This window comes from Rhodococcus sp. BS-15 (assembly GCF_000813105.1).
GTDB lineage: Bacteria > Actinomycetota > Actinomycetes > Mycobacteriales > Mycobacteriaceae > Rhodococcoides.
The window spans coordinates 1-2704 of the sequence record NZ_BAOX01000451.1; the positions used below are offsets into that span (position 1 = coordinate 1).

The 2704-nt window shown below is 66.0% G+C and carries 3 protein-coding genes and 1 pseudogene; 1 reads left to right on the forward strand and 3 read right to left on the reverse strand.

The features are described 5' to 3' along the window. The coding region (locus RHBS_RS26625; protein WP_272913902.1) for an NAD(P)-dependent oxidoreductase at positions 1-584 on the forward strand (584 nt) is incomplete at its 5' end. Here RHBS_RS26625 and RHBS_RS26630 read toward each other — a convergent pair. The 3 genes and pseudogenes from RHBS_RS26630 to RHBS_RS26640 all read right to left on the reverse strand — a co-directional run. Beyond that, positions 572-1348 (reverse strand): IclR family transcriptional regulator, encoded by a 777-nt coding sequence (locus RHBS_RS26630; protein ID WP_128646852.1) that lies wholly within the window; start codon positions 1346-1348, stop codon positions 572-574. The genes RHBS_RS26625 and RHBS_RS26630 overlap by 13 nt on opposite strands. Positions 1349-1364: 16 nt before the next feature. Then, entirely contained in the window at positions 1365-1952 is a 588-nt protein-coding gene (locus tag RHBS_RS26635; RefSeq protein WP_128646853.1) for a TMEM175 family protein, read from the reverse strand. Between the two features lie 26 nt (positions 1953-1978). Continuing rightward, positions 1979-2704: pseudogene (locus RHBS_RS26640) on the reverse strand (FAD-dependent oxidoreductase); the annotation flags it as partial.

The window sequence follows — 2704 nt, forward strand, 5'->3', positions numbered from 1 at the left end:
TCGGCAGCGATGTCTCGGGCCGGGTGCTGGGGCTGGCCGGCTTCGGCCGCATTGCGCGTGCCACCGCGCGTCGGGCACTGGCCTTCGGTATGACGGTCAAGTTCTGTCCGCGCCCACCCGGCGACCGAGAGGTCTCCGAGAACGAGCTCGGCGAGTTCGCCGGTCGCGTCGAGCATGCATCCTGGGACGAGATCGTCACGACCAGTGACTTCCTGTCCCTGCATGTTCCGCTGTCGGACTCCACCCACCATCTGGTGGACGCCACCGTACTCGGGGCGATGAAACCGTCGGCGATCGTGATCAACACTGCGCGAGGACCGGTGATCGACGAGGCCGCTCTGGTGACCGCGCTTCGCGAGGGGACCGTTGCCGCAGCGGGATTGGACGTCTACGAGCGCGAGCCATCTCTCGAGCCCGGCCTGGCGGATCTGCCCAACACGGTGCTGCTCCCACATGTGGGAAGCGCGACGGTGTCGGTGCGTTCGGAGATGGCGCGGCTGTGCGCTACCAACGCAGCGGCGATGTTCGGCGGTTCGATGCCTCCGCATCCGGTGAATCCCGACGCCTGGTCTCACGCGGGGTAGCGGCCGCCGAGGGTCCTCGTGATCCGCTCGGCGTGGGAGATCAGCAGATCCACCCAGTCCTCGCACTGCGACTGCGGCATCCGCAGTGTAGGTCCGCTGATGGTGACGGCACCGACGATGTCCGCGGCCGAATCGAACACCGGTGCGGACAGTCCCGACGCGCCGGTCTCGCGCTCGCCGGTGGTGATCGCGTAGCCGTCGGCCCTGGTCTGCGCCAACAGGGTTCGCATCTTCTCGGCTTCGGTCACCGTCTGCGCGGTCATCGATTCGAGTTCGCGGGAGAGGACACGCTCGGCCAGCTCGTCGTCCCAGGCCAGCAGAACGCGGCTGGCCGATCCCGCGCTGAGCGGGATCACCTTGCCGACGTACATGTCCCGGCGCAATGCGTGGCGAGTCTCGGCGATGGCGACGCACACGCGGTAGTTCTGCTCCGGCCGAAAGAAACACGCGGTCTCGGTGGTCAGATCGCGCATGTCCTTGAGCACAGGGTTGACGACCGACAGCACGTCGAGGTCCTTGGTCGCCGTGGCGGCCCAGTAGGCCATCCGCACCCCGATGCGGATGCGATCGCCGCCCCGGTCCAGAAATCCTTGCTGCACAAGGTTGGTGACGAGACGCTGCACCGTCGAGGTGGGCAGGCCGGTGGTCTGTTGGATCTCACCGAGCGTCATCGACGGACGGTCGAACGAGAAGGCGTCGAGAATCTCGGTGATCTTGCCCAACACGAGAAGCGGTTGCTGCTTCGACGCGCTCTCGGTGGTCACCCGACCAATCTACTCGTCACACACGGCCGAGGAGGCGGTTGATCGGCGCTGTCAGCAACAGAACCAGCAGCGACCACAGGCCCAGCGGCGTGAACGCCAGTCCGAGGGCGACCAGGATGAGAACCGAGGTGATCGCGCCGTTGCGCACGCTGCCGTGGCTCGGTGCGTCGTCGGCGACGATGTTCGGATGCCGGGAGACGATGACATCGGCAACGAACATCGCGATGACCGACACCGCGATGGTCGCGACGTACAGCGGGGCCGCGCTCGCGTCGTACCCGCTCTTCTCGGCAATCAACTTGGTGGGGAACGGCAGGAACACGATCGCGAGCAACCAGACGAAGTTCACCCACATCAGACCCCGGGTGTAGCCGACCAGGTTGCGGAACACGCGATGATGGCTCAGCCACTGCGAGAAGATGATCAGAAAGCTGAGCACGAATGCGAACAGCTCGACGCCGTGGTCACGCAGAATATCGACGAATTGTGCGCTTTCGTCCGGTTCGGCCAGTTCCACCAACGGAAGAATGAGCAGCGTCGCAGCAATCGCAACCACGGCATCGCTGAAGTTGACCAGTCTCTCGAAACCCCGCTCGTATTCCATGTCGGCAATTGTGCCTGTTCGCGGGCTCAGCGACGAGATTCGAGCAGGCGAAGCCAGATCTCGCTGACCGTCGGGTACGACGGCACCGCATGCCACAGGTCGTCGAGCGAAACCTTGCCGACCACAGCCACAGTGGCCGCGTGGACCAGTTCTGCGACACCCGGACCGACGAAGGTCGCGCCCACTATCGTGTCGGCGGCGCGGTCGATCACCAGCTGCGCGCGCCCCGAGTAATCGTCCTGCTGCAGAGACGAACCCGCGACGGCGATGTCCTGCGCGACGATCTCGACGTCGATGCCCGCGGCCCTGGCCTTGGCCTCGGTCAGCCCGACGGAGGCCACCTCGAGTGGAGTGAACACCACTTGGGGAACCTGACCGTGATCCGCGGTCGCACGGAATCGCTTGCTGTTCAGCGACTTTCCCTCGGCCCTGGCGGCGATGACGTCGCCCGCCACCCGGCCTGGTACTTGCCCATGTGTGTCAGCGGCGCTCTTCCGTTGACGTCGCCCACCGCGTAGAGCCACTCGTGGCCGGGAACGTTCAGATGATCGTCGACGTCGATGTAGCGCCCCTCCTCGAGTCCGAGAGAGGACAACCCGAGGTCCGCACTCGCCGGAGTGCGGCCCGCGGCGACCAGAACTTCGTCGACCGTGATCTCGCCGCCGCCGACGACGAGACCGACCGGGCCACCGTGGATCCGGCCGATGCCGGTGTCGGCCGGGTTCTCGGCGGGCCACGGGAGTCGAGGGAGA